The 15,738-nt window shown below is 68.0% G+C and carries 17 protein-coding genes; 10 read left to right on the forward strand and 7 right to left on the reverse strand.

All coding sequences use genetic code 11. From position 1 onward, the window contains the following. Positions 1-51 precede the first annotated feature (51 nt). Complete coding sequence (locus AC1D2O_RS27375; RefSeq protein ID WP_478088778.1) at positions 52-795, forward strand: NADPH-dependent F420 reductase; 744 nt, start codon at positions 52-54, stop codon at positions 793-795. Next, positions 792-2,099 carry an NTP/NDP exchange transporter gene (locus AC1D2O_RS27380; RefSeq protein WP_478088776.1) on the forward strand — a complete coding sequence of 436 codons (1,308 nt, stop codon included), beginning with the start codon at positions 792-794 and terminating at the stop codon, positions 2,097-2,099. The genes AC1D2O_RS27375 and AC1D2O_RS27380 overlap by 4 nt, the downstream gene beginning before the upstream one ends. Here the strand turns inward: AC1D2O_RS27380 and AC1D2O_RS27385 are convergent. Next, positions 2,083-2,958 (reverse strand): CoA transferase, encoded by an 876-nt coding sequence (locus AC1D2O_RS27385; protein ID WP_478088774.1) that lies wholly within the window; start codon positions 2,956-2,958, stop codon positions 2,083-2,085. The two genes, AC1D2O_RS27380 and AC1D2O_RS27385, sit on opposite strands and share 17 nt — an antisense overlap. A 111-nt stretch (positions 2,959-3,069) precedes the next feature. On the opposite strand from AC1D2O_RS27385, the gene AC1D2O_RS27390 reads away from it, so the two are divergent. After that, positions 3,070-3,972, forward strand: a complete 903-nt coding sequence (locus tag AC1D2O_RS27390) for an SDR family oxidoreductase (RefSeq protein ID WP_478158216.1) — start codon at positions 3,070-3,072, stop codon at positions 3,970-3,972. Positions 3,973-3,984: 12 nt separating this feature from the next. Here the strand turns inward: AC1D2O_RS27390 and AC1D2O_RS27395 are convergent, their stop codons facing one another. The 5 genes from AC1D2O_RS27395 to AC1D2O_RS27415 form a co-directional block, all read right to left on the reverse strand. Next, positions 3,985-4,923, reverse strand: a complete 939-nt coding sequence (locus AC1D2O_RS27395; RefSeq protein WP_478158217.1) for an EamA family transporter — start codon at positions 4,921-4,923, stop codon at positions 3,985-3,987. 61 nt (positions 4,924-4,984) lie between these two features. Beyond that, entirely contained in the window at positions 4,985-5,989 is a 1,005-nt protein-coding gene (locus AC1D2O_RS27400; RefSeq protein ID WP_478093958.1) for an SDR family oxidoreductase, read from the reverse strand. Between the two features lie 3 nt (positions 5,990-5,992). Continuing rightward, positions 5,993-6,913 carry a bile acid:sodium symporter family protein gene (locus AC1D2O_RS27405; protein ID WP_478093956.1) on the reverse strand — a complete coding sequence of 307 codons (921 nt, stop codon included), beginning with the start codon at positions 6,911-6,913 and terminating at the stop codon, positions 5,993-5,995. A 12-nt stretch (positions 6,914-6,925) separates the two neighbouring features. Continuing rightward, positions 6,926-8,257 (reverse strand): flavin-containing monooxygenase, encoded by a 1,332-nt coding sequence (locus AC1D2O_RS27410; protein WP_478158218.1) that lies wholly within the window; start codon positions 8,255-8,257, stop codon positions 6,926-6,928. A gap of 33 nt (positions 8,258-8,290) precedes the next feature. Then, on the reverse strand, positions 8,291-9,145 hold the full coding sequence (locus tag AC1D2O_RS27415; RefSeq protein WP_478092889.1) for an SDR family oxidoreductase: 855 nt from the start codon (positions 9,143-9,145) through the stop codon (positions 8,291-8,293). A 92-nt stretch (positions 9,146-9,237) separates the two neighbouring features. Here AC1D2O_RS27415 and AC1D2O_RS27420 point away from each other — a divergent pair, with 92 nt between their 5' ends. The 3 genes from AC1D2O_RS27420 to AC1D2O_RS27430 all read left to right on the forward strand — a co-directional run bounded on the left by AC1D2O_RS27420 (position 9,238) and on the right by AC1D2O_RS27430 (position 11,351). Beyond that, positions 9,238-10,026 carry an IclR family transcriptional regulator gene (locus AC1D2O_RS27420; protein ID WP_478158219.1) on the forward strand — a complete coding sequence of 263 codons (789 nt, stop codon included), beginning with the start codon at positions 9,238-9,240 and terminating at the stop codon, positions 10,024-10,026. Between the two features lie 75 nt (positions 10,027-10,101). Further along, entirely contained in the window at positions 10,102-10,677 is a 576-nt protein-coding gene (locus AC1D2O_RS27425) for a flavin reductase family protein (RefSeq protein ID WP_478092886.1), read from the forward strand. 278 nt (positions 10,678-10,955) lie between these two features. Further along, a complete protein-coding gene (locus tag AC1D2O_RS27430) occupies positions 10,956-11,351 on the forward strand; it encodes a response regulator (RefSeq protein ID WP_478092884.1) in 396 nt (131 codons plus the stop codon). Positions 11,352-11,877: 526 nt separating this feature from the next. Here the strand turns inward: AC1D2O_RS27430 and AC1D2O_RS27435 are convergent. Further along, a complete protein-coding gene (locus tag AC1D2O_RS27435) occupies positions 11,878-12,474 on the reverse strand; it encodes a hypothetical protein (protein WP_478092883.1) in 597 nt (198 codons plus the stop codon). A 493-nt stretch (positions 12,475-12,967) separates the two neighbouring features. Between AC1D2O_RS27435 and AC1D2O_RS27440 the strand changes: the two genes are divergently transcribed. The 4 genes from AC1D2O_RS27440 to arsH all read left to right on the forward strand — a co-directional run bounded on the left by AC1D2O_RS27440 (position 12,968) and on the right by arsH (position 15,692). Next, positions 12,968-13,294, forward strand: coding sequence for an ArsR/SmtB family transcription factor (locus AC1D2O_RS27440; protein WP_477650846.1), 327 nt, complete (start codon positions 12,968-12,970; stop codon positions 13,292-13,294). Between the two features lie 79 nt (positions 13,295-13,373). Next, positions 13,374-13,862 carry an arsenate reductase ArsC gene (locus tag AC1D2O_RS27445; protein ID WP_477650845.1) on the forward strand — a complete coding sequence of 163 codons (489 nt, stop codon included), beginning with the start codon at positions 13,374-13,376 and terminating at the stop codon, positions 13,860-13,862. Between the two features lie 7 nt (positions 13,863-13,869). Then, positions 13,870-14,946, forward strand: a complete 1,077-nt coding sequence (arsB, locus tag AC1D2O_RS27450; RefSeq protein ID WP_478158220.1) for an ACR3 family arsenite efflux transporter — start codon at positions 13,870-13,872, stop codon at positions 14,944-14,946. 8 nt (positions 14,947-14,954) lie between these two features. Then, positions 14,955-15,692, forward strand: coding sequence for an arsenical resistance protein ArsH (gene arsH / locus AC1D2O_RS27455; protein WP_478158221.1), 738 nt, complete (start codon positions 14,955-14,957; stop codon positions 15,690-15,692). The last annotated feature ends 46 nt before the right edge of the window (positions 15,693-15,738 follow it).

Here is a 15,738-nt window from a genome sequence, read left to right on the forward strand (position 1 = left end):
GCGCGGCCTCACCCGGCGGCGGATGATCGCCTGGAACTCCAGGAGGTTTCGATGCCCCAACATCAACCCTTCGCTCGCACCCGCCGCGGCCTGCTCGCGGCGGGCGGCGCATGGACCGTCCTCGCGGCGTTCCGGCCGGGCCGCGCCCGGGCGCAGACCACGGCCGGCATGCGCATCGGCATCATCGGCGCGGGCCGCATCGGCGGCACGATCGGCGGACTGTGGGTCAAGGCCGGCCATCCGGTGATGCTGTCGTCGCGCCATCCCGACGAACTCAAGGACCTGGTCGCGAGCCTCGGCCCGCTCGCGAGCGCCGGCACCGTGGCGCAGGCGATCGCCTTCGGCGACGCGCTCTTCATCGCGGTGCCCTATGGCGCGCTGCCGCAGATCGGCCGCGATCACGGCGCAGCGCTCCGGGGAAAGATCCTGCTCGATGCCTGCAATGCCGTGGCCTCGCGTGACGGGGTCGTGGCGGACGAGGTCGAGCAGGAGGGCATCGGCGCCGTGTCGCAGAAGTACCTCGCGAACGCGCGGCTGGTGCGCGCGTTCAACACGATGTCCTACGCGATCTTCGCCCGCGAGGCCCACCGGCCCGCGCCGAGGCTGGCGATACCGATCGCGGGCGACGATCCTGAAGCCGTCAGGGTCGCGGCGGGGCTGGTCGAGGATGCCGGCTTCGACCCCGTCGTGGTCGGCAAGCTGGCCGACGCCCGGCGATTCCAGCGCGGCGCGCCGGGCTACGGACAGGCGGTGAGCGCGGCTGAACTCAGGCAGAAGCTATCGCTGGCGCCATGACGCCATTCCAGGGCTGGCTGCGGCGGGCGGTGCCGGCGACGCCGCAGGAGTTGGCGGCGGCGCTGTGGTCCTTCGGCTATTTCTTCGCGCTCCTGGCGGGCTATTACGTGCTGCGGCCGCTGCGCGACCAGATGGGGATCGCAGGCGGAACGCGGGCGCTGCCGTGGCTCTTCACCGCGACCTTCGTGACGCTGCTGGCCGGGCAGCCGCTCTACGGCGTGCTGGTGGCGCGGCTGCCGCGCGCTCGGTTCATCCCGATCGTCTATCACTTCTTCGTCGTCAATCTCGCGGCGTTCTGGGCGCTGCTGGCGCTGGGCATCGCGCCGGTGATCGTGGCGCGGGTGTTCTTCGTCTGGGTCAGCGTCTTCAACCTGTTCGCCGTCGCGGTGTTCTGGTCCTTCATGGCCGATCTCTTCACGAGCGAGCAGGGCAAGCGGCTGTTCGGATTCATCGGCGCCGGCGGCACGGCCGGCGCGCTGCTGGGGCCGGTGATCACCATCGCGCTCTCGGTGCCGCTGGGGCCGCACAACCTGCTGATCGCGGCCATCGTGTTCCTCGAGATCGCGGTGTTCTGCGCGCGTCGGCTCGAGCGAGGCGCGGGGGCAAGCCTGAGCGGTCATCGGCGCGAGGAGCCTCGCGTGGGCGGCAGCGCCCTCGCCGGAGTGTCGGGGCTGCTGCGCTCGCCGTACCTGATCGGCGTCGGCGCCTGGGTGAGCCTGCTGTCCTTCGGCGCGACGATGCTCTATCTGGCCCAGGCGAACGTGGTGGCGGCCACCGTGCAGGGTGCGGGGGCGCAGACTCGGCTCTTCGCGAGCATCGACCTGGCGGTGGGACTTCTCACGCTGGCCACGCAGGTGTTCGCCACCGGCCGGCTCCTGCAGCGCTTCGGCACCGGCGCGGCGGCGGGGGCGCTGCCGATGGTCTACGTCATCGGCTTTCTCGCGCTGGCGACGTCGCCGAGCCTGGCGGTGGTGGTGGTGTTCCAGGTGGCCCAGCGCTGGATGAACTTCGCCATCGCCAATCCGGCGCGGCAGGTGTTCTTCACCGTCGTCGGGCGCGAGGAGAAATACAAGGCGAAGAACCTGATCGACGTCGTGGTCTACCGGGGTTCCGATGCACTCTACGGCTGGGTCTACGACATGCTGCACGCGGTCGGGCTCAAGATCGGCGCGATTGCGCTGTGCGCGGTGCCGGTGGTGCTTGGATGGGCCGTCCTGTCGATGGTCCTCGGGCGCGCGCAAGAGCGCCGTGCGTCTTTCGACGGCGCCATCGCGCAGGGAGGTCCGCCTAATCGGCCAGCGTGAGCAGCGGCACGTCGCGCTCGCGCGCCATGGCGTCGAGCTCGGCGCGCGTGCGCTGGGCGATCCATGCGGCCAGCGCCTCGTGGGTGGCCGGCGCCAGCATGTCGCCGGCGGCCAGGCCGGCCGCCTCGCAGAGCCGGGCCGCGAAATGCGGCTCCAGCGCGGCCACCGCCACCCGTCCGTCGGCGCACGGATAGACGCGGTAGCCCGCATGGGCGCCGCCGACTGCGCCGGTCGGTTGCGACAAGCCCCAGGTGCGCGGCAGCGCGAGCCAGTCGGCGGCGGCGTTGAGCGCCACTTCCAGATAGATGCCCGCATCCGGCGAACTTCGCGCGTGCAGCGCCGCCTGCAGCACCGCCTCGCTCGCGAGCAGTGCGCCCCCCATGTCGGCGTAGAGCGTGGGCGGCAGAGCGGTGCCGGTGACCAGCCCGCTTTCGGCCAGGTAGGTGAGGTCGTGGCCCGGCTCCTCGGCGCGCGCGCCCGGCGCGCCGACGATCGCGACCTGCGACAGCCTGGGATGGCGCGCCTGCAGCGCGTCCCAGCCGAGTCCGAGCTTGGCGAGCGCCGAGGGCCTGAACGAAGTCAGCAGCACGTCGCAGTCGGCCAGCGCCTGGTGCAGGCGTTCGCGGCCGGCCTCGGCCTTGAGGTCGACCACTTCCACCGTCACGCCCTGGTGCAGCGCGGCATAGGCCGGCTTGTTGTAGTGGCCCATCGGGTCGCCCGAGGGCGGCTCGAACTTGAGGCAGGCGGCGCCCATGGCGCGGCAACGCATCAGCGCGGCGGGGCCGGGCAGGTTGAGCGCCAGGCTCAGCACGCGCACGCCGGCCAGCGGCGCGAAGGTGGCGGAAGTGGGGTTCGGCATCGGTGGGCGTCCTTGGGAGAGTGTCACCTTGGGAGCTTACCGGGTCGGGGCAAGCGCTCTACGATGCGGCTGGCAGACGCCCGATCCACACCGAAGACAAGGAGACCCCACATGTTCCAATCCGATCTCATGGCCGGCCAGCGCATCCTCGTGACCGGCGGCGGCACCGGCCTCGGCCGTGCGATGGCCGAGCGCTTCCTGAGCCTGGGCGCCGACGTCGCGATCTGCGGCCGGCGCCAGAGCGTCTGCGAGGAGACTGCGGCCGAATGGCGCAGCCAGTTCCCGGGCCGCCGCATCGACACCTTCGGCGTCGACATCCGCAATGCGCAGGCGGTGGACGAGATGGTCGAGAGCCTGTGGCAGTCCGGCGGCCTGACCGGGCTGATCAACAACGCGGCCGGCAACTTCGTGGCGCCGACCGAGAGCCTGTCGCCGCGGGCCTTCGACGCGGTCGCCAACATCGTCTTCCACGGCAGCTTCTACGTCACGCAGGCGGTGGGCAAGCGCTGGGTGGCCGAGGCCAAGGAGGGCAAGTGGAAGGCCGGCGATCCGTACCGCAGCGTGATGAGCATCATCGTCACCTGGGTCGACAACGGCAGCCCCTACGTGGTGCCGTCGGCGATGAGCAAGGCCGGTATCGAGGTCATGACCAAGTCGCTGGCGACCGAGTGGGCGCGCTACGGCATCCGCCTCAACGCCGTGGGTCCGGGCGAGATCCCGACCGAGGGCATGAGCAAGCGCCTGAATCCCGGCGAAGAACCCGGCGCCCGCAGCAAGGCCAGCAATCCGATGGCGCGCACCGGGCAGATGAGCGAACTGCAGAACCTGGCCGCGTTCCTGATGGCGCGCGGCCAGTGCGACTGGCTCACCGGCCAGAGCATCATGATGGACGGCGGCAACGCGCTGGCCACCGGCGGCAATTTCTACGAATTGCGCCAGTGGAGCGACGCCGACTGGCTGGCCGCGCGCGAGCGCATCGAGGCGCAGAACCAGAAGGACAAGGCACAGCGCTGAAGCCGGTCCGCTTCAGGGCCGGCTGCGCGCCGGTACCGGCCGGCGCCCCCACCAGCCCCGGACTCGGGCGGCGAGGCCCTGGTTGATCGCCAGGCCCAGCAGCACCGCCGCGGTGCCGAGCCACTGCGCCGGGCTCGGCCGCTCGCCGAAGGCGAGTGCCGCGGCCGCCAGCCCGACCACCGGCACCAGCAGCGAGAACGGCACCACGCGGCCGGCCGCATGGCGCTGCAACAGTCGGGTCCACAGCGTGTAGGCGAGCAGGGTGGCGAACCAGGCCAGGAACAGCACCGCCAGCAGGGCCCGCAGGTCGAGCCCGCCGATCTGGCGCAGCACCTGCGCCGGGCCGTCCGTGGCCACCGCCAGCAGCGTGAAAGGCAGCACCGGCACCAGGCTGCTCCAGACGATGAAGCCGAAGGGATCGTAGCCGGGCGCGGCCCGCACCGCGAAGCGCACCACCACGTTGGATACGGCCCACATCAGCGCGGCCGACAGCGTGAGGATGAAGCCGATCAGGGTCATCTGGCCCGGGCCGTCGCCGTGCGCGGCGGCGATCACCAGCAGGCCAGCGAGCGCAACCGCGAGCCCGAGCCACTGGCTGCGCTGCACCCGTTCGCCCAGCAGCGGCCCGGCGAGCAGCAGCGTGAAGAAGGCCTGGGTCTGCATCACGACCGAGGCCATGCCGGCGGTCATGCCGAGCTGCAGGCCGAGGAACAGCAGGCCGAACTGGCCCACACCCTGCGCCAGCCCGTAGGCGGCGAGATAGCGCCAGGGCATGGCCGGCCGCGCCACGAACAGCAGCAGCGGCAGCGACGCGACGGCGAAGCGCAGCGCGCCGAGCAGCATCGGGCTCAGGTCCTGCAGCCCGAGCTTCATGGCGACGAAGTTGAGGCCCCAGATCAGGACCACGCCCATCGCGGCGGCGAGGTCGCCGCGGCTCAGCGTCGTGTTCATTGGGTAGCCTCCGTGCTGCGCACTGCGGCGCGAGCTTGCTTGGAGCGGTCCGGCGCCGCGCTCATGCCGACGCCTGGCCGGCTCGTGTCCCTTGCGCGCAGCGGGCGGCCTTGAATGCCATGAACGCCTCCAGGCTGGTCTTCTTCGGCACATAGCCGAATTCGGTCTTGAGCCGCTTGTTGCACAGCACCGGGCGATAGCGCAGGAAGTCGAGTTGCTCGGGACCGTAGCGGCTGATGCCCAGCCGCGAGCCGACGGCCAGCGCGAGCTTGAGCAGCGATGCCGGCATCGACAACAGCGGCTTGCGCAGCAGCGCCGCGATCTGCGGCAACGTGAGCGCGCCGTCGCCGGCGACATTGAAGCAGCCGGTGCGGCCGGTGGTGATGGCATGGACTACGCAGCCGGTCACGTCCTCGTCCCAGATGAATACGAAGGGACTGTCGCTGCCGCGGATCGCGAGGATGCGCGGCTTGTCGAACAGCGCCGTGATCTGGTTGTGCACGTGGGTGCCCAGGATGGTGCCGATGCGCAGCACCGTCTGCTGCAGCGTGGGGTGGTCGACGCGGTATTCGGCCAGCATCTCCTCCACCTGCCGCTTGTGGTCCGAGTAGGCGAAGCTCTGGTTGCCGCGCAGCGCGTCGTCTTCGTCGATCCACGCCGGGTTGTCGGCGTGGTAGCCGTAGGCGGCGCCGCTCGAGGACACGACGATGTGCCGCACACCGTGCGCGACGCAGGCCTCGAGCACATTGCGGGTCCCGAGCACGTCGACCGAGTGCTCGAACTCGCGCGTGCTGCCGGGGCCGGGCGTGACGATCGAGGCCAGGTGCACCACGGCGTCGATCGCGTGCCGGCCGAACGTGGCACCGAGCTCCGCGCCGCGCACGTCCTGCACCGCATAGCTGACGCCGGGCACGCGCCGCGCGGCCGGCACCTCGCGCACGTCGAGGGCGAGCACGCAGTCGATGTCGGGCAGGGCGGCGAGGGCGGCCACCACCGTGCGGCCGAGGAAACCGTCGGCGCCGGTGACGAGCACCCGGCGTGCCGCGAAGGGCAGAACTACATCCATGATTCAGGCCGAACGCGCGGCCGGTGAAGACAGCGGGCGGCGCGCCCACCAGGCGGCGAGCCCGAGGCCCGCGACGATGTCCCAGAAGCCCCAGACGCCGGCGACCACCGCCATGCCGCCGAGGCCGCCGAAGAAGCTGAAAATCAGCACCAGCCCGAGGCCGGCATTGCGGATGCCGACCTCGAAGCTGACCGCGCGGCGGTCGTATTCCGCCAGCCCGGTGGCCGTGGCGCAGGCATAGCCGGTGGCGAAGGCCAGCGCGTCGTGCAGCACCACCGCCACCAGCACCAGGCCGACGTAGTCGAGGAAGTAGCGCCAGTTGCCGGCGATCGCCGCCAGGATGAAGCCGACCAGGCAGACGAAGCTCAGGATCCGGGCCGGCTTCTTGATGCGCTCGGTGAGCCGCGGCAGCCAATGGGAGCAGGCCAGCCCGATGACGAAGGGCGCGCCGATGATCGTCACGATGTGCAGCACCATCTCGGCCGGGTCGAGCGCGATGGCCTTGAGCAGCGGTGCCGCCGTGGGATGCAGCCCGCCCCAGAAGGCGAAGTTGAGCGGCATCACGACGATCGAGATCAGGTTCGAGATCGCGGTCATCGACACCGACAGCGCCACGTTGCCGCCCGCGCGGTGGGTCAGGATGTTCGACACGTTGCCGGGCGGGCAGCAGGCCACCAGGATCATGCCGAGCGCGATGCTCGGCGCCGGATTCAGCAGCAGCGTGAGCCCGAAGGTGACCGCCGGCAGCACGATGAACTGCGCCGCGATGCCGACCGCCATCGCCACCGGCATGCGCATCACGCGCTTGAAATCGGCGACGCGCGTGTCCAGCGCGATGCCGAACATCAGGAAGCCGAGCACCGCGTTGAGTGCGATCAGCGAGGCCGGATTGAAATTGAGGCGGACCTCGTCGACAGGCAGCATGGGTGGGTTTCCTCAGGCGAGCGCGGCGGCAGCGTCGCGCACCGCGCGGCGATAGCTGTCCTTGTGAACGTAGTAGGCCATGCGCTCGAGCTTCAGGTAGCTGTAGCCGCCCGAGAGATCGGGCGTCGGGCCGGCCTTGGCCCGCTTCAGCACGGCCGCCTGCGGGCGGCCGTCGGCCTGCGCCTTGAAGTAGCGCGCGACCAGTTCGGCCTGCTCGTAGCGCCCCTGCCAGCCGATGCCGCTGGCCTCGATCATGCCGAGCACCGCGAGGTTGTCGAAGCCCGGCGCGAAGATGTTCAGGTACAGCTTGGGCGCCATGCCCTGCCAGTTGAGCCAGGTGCGGTCGATGAAGGGGTAGTGCAGCTTGTAGCCGGTGGCGCACAGGATCAGGTCGTAGTCGCGCGCGCTGCCGTCCTTGAAGTGCACCGTGTGGCCGTCGAGGCGCGAGATGTCGGCGCGCACGCCGATGTCGCCATGGCCGATGTGGTGCAGCACCAGCGAGTTCACCACCGGATGCGATTCGTACATGAGGTAGTCGGGTTTCGGGAACCCGAAGCGCACCGGATCGCCGGTGAACCACTGCAGCACCTTGGCGTCGAGCCGCTGCTTGATCCAGGCCGGCAGCGGACGCTTGCCGCCGAGCGTATCGGCCGGCTTGCCGAAGATGTACTTGGGCACGAAGTAGTAGCCGCGGCGCACCGAGAGATCGACGCTCTTCGCATAGTGCACCGCATCGACCGCGATGTCGCAGCCGCTGTTGCCGGCGCCGACCACCAGCACGCGCTTGTCCTGGAACAGCTTCGCGTGCTTGTAGGCCGAGGTGTGCAGCAGTTCGCCGTCGAAGTGCCCCTCGAAGCGCGGCATGCTGGGTTCGGACAGGGTGCCGTTGGCGATGATCACGCCCTTGTAGTCGGCGCTCTCGATGCGGCCGTTGCCGGCGTCCACGCTGACGCGCCAGAGCGTCGAGGCGGTCTCGCTCACCGGCTCGACGCGGATCACGCGGGTGCCGAAGCGGAAGTGGCGGCGCAGGTCGAAGTGGTCGGCGAAGTCGCTGAAATAGCGGCACAGCTCGGTGTGGCTCGGGTAGTCGGCCACGCTGTCCGCCATCGGGAACTCGGCGAACTCGGTGGTGCGCTTCGACGAGATCAGGTGCGCCGACTGGTAGACCGTGCTGCGCGGATTGCCGATGTTCCAGAGCCCGCCGACGTCGTCGTAGGCCTCGAAGCCCTGGAACGGAATGCCGAGCTTCTGCAGGTTGCGGGCGCCGGCGAGACCCGAGGGGCCGGCGCCGATCAGTGCGATTTGCTGGTGCGAGGGCACGGGTGCGGACACGGGATGGCTCACGAAAAAAACTCCGGCTTCAGGGTGGCCGCGCGGTCAGTGCGCGGTGGATTCGGGTGCAGAGGCCGGCGCGCGAGACGTGGCGTCTGCGGGCAAGCCCGGGATCGGCGTGGCGCCGGGATCGCCCGCGCGCGGCTTGCGCGGCTGCCGCAGCAGCAGCGCATCGTGCCAGGCATCGGGCAGCAGGCCCAGCGCATTCGACAGCCAGCCGAGACGGCGCGGCAGCACCAGCTGCTCCTGCCCTTGCGACAGGGCGCGCAGGATGGCGCTGGCCGCGGCCTCGGGCGCCATCAACCCCGGCATCGCGAAGCGATTGCCGGCCGTCAGCGCGGTGCGCAGGTAGCCCGGACTCACGGTGCAGACCTGCACGCCGTTCGGCCGCAGCTCGGCGCGCAGGCTTTCCAGATAGCGGATCAGGCCGCCCTTGCTGGCGCAGTAGGCGCCGTTGCCGGGCAGGCCGCGGCGACCGGCCAGGCTGGCGATGCCCGCAAGCATGCCGCGGCCGCGCTCGCGCATCGGCGCAACGAAGGGCTGGAAGGTGGTGGCGACGCCCAGCAGGTTGATCTCGAGGATGCGGCGGAACACCGCCAGGTCCGAGGCCTGCGCGGTGTCGAAGCCGCCGGCCACGCCGGCGTTCGCGATCACGGCGTCGGGCGTGCCGAAGCGGCCAACCCAGTCCTGGGCCATCGCCTGCATCGCGCCGCTGTCGCTGACCTCCGGCGTATAGATGGCGCAGCGCCCGGGCGCAGTGGCGGCCAGGGCGTCGAGCGTGGCGCGGTCCAGGCCGACCAGGGCAACCTTGGCCCCGCGCGCCAGCGCCTCGGTGGCCAAGGCGCGGCCCAGGCCGCCGCAGGCGCCGGTGATGACGAGGTTGTCGAGGGGAATATTCATGGGCATAGAAATGTCTCTCCTCGGAACTTTAGCGAATCTGCGGCAGAATCTCGGAATTATTATTTAATCCGTCTCGATTTTCGAGATTTCAGATGAGTTATTCCGAATCGCCTCCTGCCGAGGAGACCGAACACGCCGCCACGCCCGGCCTGCGCCTGCTGCAATTGCTGGAGTTGGTGTGTTCCGCCCCCGAGCCCCAGACGCTTGTCGACATCGTGCGCCTGAGCGGCCAGCCGAAGCCCTCGGTTCACCGGATGCTGCAGCAGTTGGAAGTCGGTGGCCTGCTGGCGCGCGGCGGCGACGGCCGGCGCTATGCGATCACGCCGCGCCTGATGCGCTTCGCCGAAACGGTGCTGCGCGGCAGCACCTCGACCGGCGTGCGGCATGCGGTGCTGCGCCAACTGGTGGCGGACGTGGGAGAGACCTGCAACCTCACGGCGCTGTCGGGCGCCGAGGTGATCTATCTCGATCGCGTCGAGACCGCATTTCCGCTCAGGCTGGAGCTCGGCCCCGGCTCGCGCGTGCCGCTGCACTGCTCGGCCAGCGGCAAGCTGTTCCTGGCCCATCTGCCGAAGCCCCAGCGCGAGCGCCTGCTCGACGGGCTGCAGTACCAGCGCTACACCTCGCACACGCTGTGCTCGCGCGAGGCGCTGGAAGCCGAGCTCGACCGCATCCGGCAGGATGGGCATTCGGTCGATGCCGAGGAGTTCATCGATGGGCTGGTCTGCGTCGCGGTGCCCGTGCGCGACGATGCGCACGGGCCGGTGCGCTGCGCGGTGGCGCTGCAGGCGCCGGCGGTGCGGATGCCGCTGCCGGAGGCGCTGAAGCAACTGGACAAGCTGCGCAATGCGGCGCAGGGGATTGCACGGGCGATGCGCTGAGGCCGCCGCCCCGGTGGTTCTTCAGGGCCAGGCGGGGCGTCCACAATGCCGAGTCGAACCACGAGGATGTCCGCGATGAATCATTTCCAGCCGGTCGCGCTCGCGCATGCAAGCCGCCTCGTCAACCATGGCCCGACCGTTTGGGTGACGAGCGCCGACGGTGCGCGCCGCAACGTGATGGCGGCCGCCTGGTCGATGCCGGTGGAGTTCACGCCGCCCCGCATCGCGGTGGTGATCGACAAGAACACCTACACGCGCGAGCTCGTCGCGGCCAGCGGCGCCTTCGGCATCTGCCTGCCCGGCACGGCGCTCGTGGACCTGACCTACGCCATCGGCAGCACGAGCGGCCGCGCGCTCGACAAGTTCGAGCGMTACGGCATTGAGGCGAGCCGCGGTCCTGTGCTGGGCATGCCCCTGCCGGAGGCGGGCTGCGCCGCTTGGCTCGAATGCCGGTTGATCCGCGAGCCGCACGCCGAGGATGCCTATGACACCTGCTTCGGCGAGGTGGTCGCGGCGGCGGCGGATTCGCGCATCTTCGCCGCTGGGCACTGGTTGTTTCGCGAGGACAACGCGGACTTGCAGACCATTCATCACCTTGGCGCAGGCAACTTCGTGCGGGCTGGCGGGGTGCTGAAGGCAGCGCCGCTGTAGCACGCCGGGGCGCGATTGCGAGGCCGCTGAGGGGTCGACGAGTCCTGCCGGGTCGCACGCGGCTCCGGACGCAAGCGCGGCATAAAGGCAATGCGCGGAGGGCGTTGGTCCTACAGCAGAAAAAATTGGAGAGCCTATCCTGTTTCCGACGGGCACGTTCGTTGTCTATGGGGAATTGGAATGCCATGTCTTTGGATGGCAACTCGTCAAATCTTCCGCGCAAAGGCGGGCGTATCGACGCCGCTGGGGATTGGCCCCCGAGCGCCGCCGGATGGGGAGTGGCGTTCGTGATTCATTCGGGGCTGCCCCTGCGGGCGTTTCTGGTCGAGGACAACGAGGTCATACGGGCCAATCTCGAAGACGCCCTCACGGAGTTGGCGCATGTGGAGGTTGTCGGGTTTTCAGGGAGCGCGCTGGAGGCGTCCGATTGGCTCGCCGTCCATTCCGGCGAGTGGGATTTGGCGGTCGTGGATCTGTTCCTGACCGAGGGAAGCGGGCTGACCGTGTTGGCCTCTTGCAGGGTGCGCGACCCTGGCCAAAGGGTCGCTGTGCTCAGCAACTATGCGACCCGGGATATGCGCTCACGCTGCAAGGCGTTTGGAGCCGACGCGGTCTTCGACAAATCGACCGAATTGGACGAGTTCATTGAGTTCTGCCTGGATCGGACTATGTAAGGAACTGCGCGACCCCTGGGAACGGCAAGAGTGATCGGCGTCGTCCGGAAGTTTACGAAGCGGTTTCGGTAGAAACCGCGCGTAAAAGCAGTTGCGCCATCGGATGGATTTGTTGATTGTTGATCGCTTGTCTATCTGGCAGGCGCTGCAATCTTCAATAGGGCGGAATCATGCCGAAGGACACTGCACGAGCACGTGCGAGACTTGGATGGGAAGCTGCCTGCGAGCGCTTGAGAGACTCCCTGGATCCGCCGCCGGGCTCGCCCCTGCGTTCGCGCGAAGAGCGGATATTTGCATTCGCTATTGCAATAAGCGCACTTGAAGAGTTGGCCCGCGCCTTCGGAGCGGATCGCTTGGCAGAGGGAACGCCGCACCACCTGCCGTTGCGCGACGGTCCCGAAGAACCTGATTCGCCAGGCCAGATGTAGCTTTCGGCCATGCCTCGTCAGCATAGTCGACTGCACACGCAATCGTGGCGCAGGAGCGGTGATTCAGCTCATTGAGATGCCGGTGGAAGCGGGACGCATTACCCCACCAAGGTCGGATTGCGCCGCGCTTCGTCGATCCGCCGCTGCCTCAGCGCTTCGCGGCATTCACTCCAGCGCGCGGCTCTTGGCTCGGCGCACCGAGCGTTGACACAGACGGCGCGAGCCAGGAAATTTCGACTTCTGCAGGCTGCCAGCGGGTCCGGATTCAGAGCGGCCGCCCTCAATGGCCTTCGAGATTTTCGCGGCGAGAAGGTTGAGGCGGCAGAAGGTTGCGCAACAGGTTCATCGTCGTTCTTGACCTGCGGTTCATCGCGCCCCGGTTGGATTTTGGTTTCCCCGTTGTGGGTTCGCGAGTCGAATGTGGCGAGTCTCGCGCGGTCCCCTTGCGTCACCTGTGCCGACTGAGGCACGACCGTCGCGGCGGGCGTCGACAGGGCCATTGCCGAAGGCTCGAATCGCACTCTCGATTCCATGCGAGTCGCATACCAAGCAACGAATGCCGCAAAAAGCACCAGTGATGGCACCAAGGCCAGTCGCAGAACGTTGCCCAGCGCGCTGGCATCCGGATCATCGGTCTTCTCGGATGCGTGGTGCGCCAGCAGATTTTCGACCTGATCGTCGATCGTGGACGGCATCGACTCGCCGCAAGCACGGCAGTGGAGGGCACGACCGCGGTTGACCGTGTGACAGGAGGGACAAGTGGGGCCCACAGTATCCGTTCGACGCAAGAGCAAGCCGAGGTAGTCGCTGACCTGTACGTACGCAACGGGTTCCTCGGGCATCGCGGGCCAGCCAGATACGGCAGCGGATGGGCTCATCATCTTGAACTCCTTTGCTCCCGGGCGCTCGCAGGTCTTCGCAAGAACCCGGGCGCCCCTTCGGGCAGGTTGTGGCAAAGGGGAAACCTTTTCAAATTCGGGTCGCCGCCGTCTGTCAGACGGCATCTGAACGTTGCAGGGAAAAGCGCCACGTTGCAACGCTGGCTCGCCGCTGCATGAGCCCGTTCCGTGACAGCGCCCCGCAGCGCGATGCCTCGGGCGATGCGCGCTGCGCCGGAAGTTCCGTCGGATCGATGATCCCGGTGCGACGGTCTTGACCCATGAGATGTATTTCGATTATTCTCGAACTATGGAATCAAGAGAGGTCGTTCAGGCGTTGGCGGCGTTGGCTCACCCGTTGCGCCTCGAGGTTTTTCGCGCGTTGGTGGTGGCCGGGCAGAGCGGGCTCACGCCAGGCGTCATCCAGGAAGCACTGGGCGTCGCCCCCGCCACGCTTTCTTTCCATCTGAAGGAACTGGCGAACTCGGGCTTGGTGACCCAGGAGCGCGCCAGTCGCCACCTCATCTACAGGGCCGCATACGACAACATGAGCGCGTTGCTCGGCTACCTCACCGACAACTGCTGCCAAGGCGCCGCCTGCGCTCTAGACACGGCCGGCGATGCCTGCAAGTGTTGACCTCATTCATGGGTGCCCGCGATGAAGCGCGCAGGCACGCCAAGCCTGCCTCATCGAGGCTGATATCGGGATGCGACAAATGACCATCAACGTTCTGATTCTCTGCACGCACAACTCTGCGCGCAGCGTGCTCGCCGAGGGCATGCTCAATCACTGGGCACAAGCGCTCGGCAAGGACGTCCGTGCCTACAGCGCGGGCAGCGCACCCAGCGGTCGGATCAACCCCCGGGCACTTGAGGCGCTGGAAGCAGCCGGCGTCAGCACCCAGGGTTGCCGCAGCAAAAGCTGGGACGAGTTCACCGGCGACGCCTCCCCGGAAATGCACATCGTCATTACCGTGTGCGACAGCGCGGCCGCCGAACAATGCCCGTACTGGCCAGGCAGTCCCGTCAAGGTCCACTGGGGGTACCCGGATCCCTCGAACGCGCAAGAAGCCGAGAAGGCCAGCGCGTTCGAGCTCACGCGCCAGGCCATCGGCTACCGCATGCTCCAGCTTCTCGCACTGCCGCTGACCGACCTCGGCAGCACCGATCTGCAGGCCGCGCTCACCCGCATTTCGAAGAGCTAGTTCTCCGATGATCACTTCCGCCATCGCGGCAGCGGCGCCAGTCAAGCCCGCCATCAGCTTCTTTGAACGCTACCTGACGGTGTGGGTGGCCTTGTGCATCGTCGTCGGCATCGGCCTGGGTCAACTGCTGCCTGGCTTCTTCCAACAGGTGGCAAGTCTCGAGGTGGCCAAGGTCAACGTCCCTGTCGGGCTGCTCATCTGGGTCATGATCGTTCCGATGCTGCTGAAGATTGACTTCAGCGCGCTCGGCCAGGTGACCTCGCACTGGCGTGGCATTGGCGTGACGCTGTTCGTCAACTGGGCGGTCAAGCCCTTCTCCATGGCCCTGCTGGGCTGGATTTTCATCCGCCACGTCTTCGCCCCGTACCTGCCTGCCGAGCAGCTCGACAGCTATGTCGCCGGGCTCATCCTCCTGGCGGCCGCGCCGTGCACGGCCATGGTGTTTGTGTGGAGCCAGCTCTGCAGGGGCGACCCGTATTTCACGCTGTCCCAGGTCGCCTTGAACGACGCCATCATGGTGGTCGCCTTCGCGCCGGTCGTGGCCCTGCTGCTGGGCCTTTCCTCCATCGCCGTTCCTTGGGACACCCTTCTGGTTTCGGTTGGCCTCTACATCGTGGTGCCGGTCATCATCTCGCAGGGTTGGCGCAAGGCGCTGCTGCGTCGTGGCGTGGGGCATTTCCAGGCAGTCGTTGCGAAGCTGGGCCCGCTTTCCATCGGGGCGCTTCTGCTGACGCTGGTCCTGTTGTTCGCATTCCAGGGCGAAGCCATCCTGCACCAGCCATTGGTCATTGCATTGCTGGCGGTGCCGATCCTCATCCAGGTGGTCCTCAATTCGGGGCTGGCCTACGTGCTCAACCGCAGGCTTGGGGTCAAGCACTGCGTGGCCGGCCCGTCCGCGCTCATTGGCGCGAGCAACTTCTTCGAGCTGGCGGTGGCCACGGCCATCAGCCTGTTCGGCTTTCAATCCGGCGCTGCGCTCGCGACCGTCGTCGGGGTGCTGATCGAGGTGCCGGTGATGCTCGCGGTCGTCGCGGTCGTGAACCGTACCCAGAACTGGTACGAAGCCGGCCAAGCCGATTCCTGAAACCTCCTATGTCTGAAGTCACTCCCTTTCGAAGCCCCGCTACGTTTCCCTCCCTCGACGCCGCGTTGTTCGACGTTCCGACGTCGGACCGCCTGAGTGTGCGCGAGCCCTCTCGCCACAAGCCACGCTTTCTGATGCTCTACGGCTCCTTGCGGGAACGCTCGTACAGCCGGCTCGTGACTCTCGAAGCAGCGCGACTCCTGGAAGCGATGGGAGGCGAGGTCAAGGTGTTCGACCCCGCCGGCTTGCCATTGCCCGACAGCACACCGGACAGTCACCCCAAGGTCCGGGAATTGCGCGAGCTCGCCCAATGGGCCGAAGGCATGGTGTGGACCTCGCCGGAGCGGCACGGCGCAATGACCGGCATCATGAAGGCGCAGATCGACTGGATTCCGCTCGCCTTGGGAGCGGTACGCCCCACGCAGGGCAAGACGCTTGCCGTGATGCAGGTCTCAGGGGGGTCGCAATCGTTCAATGCCGTGAACCAGATGCGCGTGCTCGGCCGATGGATGCGCATGGTCACCATTCCCAACCAGTCTTCGGTGGCCAAGGCGTTCCTGGAGTTCGATGAGGCCGGGCGCATGAAGCCGTCGAGCTACTACGACCGGATCGTCGACGTCATGGAGGAGTTGTTCAAGTTCACGCTGCTGACGCGCGACGTCACGACCTACCTGGTCGACCGCTATAGCGAGCGCAAGGAGAGCGCCGCAGAGCTGTCGAGGCGGGTCAATCAAGAATCGATCTGATGGTCGATCTCCATGCGTCTCGCGGTCATTCAGGGCATCAGTCGGA

The organism is Variovorax sp. P1_G12 (assembly GCF_056405555.1).